The following is a 208-nucleotide window of genomic DNA, read 5'->3' as shown; positions in this document are numbered from 1 at the left end:
CAAGGGGTCTTACTAATTGGGAAATCTCATCTTGAGGGGGGCTTCACGCTTAGATGCTTTCAGCGCTTATCCCTTCCGTACTTGGCTACCCAGCTATGCCTCTGGCGAGACAACTGGTACACCAGCGGTACGTCCATCCCGGTCCTCTCGTACTAAGGACAGCTCCTCTCAAATTTCCTACGCCCGCGACAGATAGGGACCGAACTGT

Annotated in this window: 1 rRNA gene; it reads right to left on the bottom strand. The window is 53.8% G+C overall.

The window, feature by feature from the left end:
* Positions 1 to 208: ribosomal RNA gene (locus tag QP775_RS25690) — 23S ribosomal RNA — on the bottom strand; the annotation flags it as partial.

This window comes from Paenibacillus sp. UMB4589-SE434, assembly GCF_030226685.1.
Lineage (GTDB): Bacteria > Bacillota > Bacilli > Paenibacillales > Paenibacillaceae > Paenibacillus_B.
This window is presented reverse-complemented; position numbering and strand designations above follow the sequence as displayed.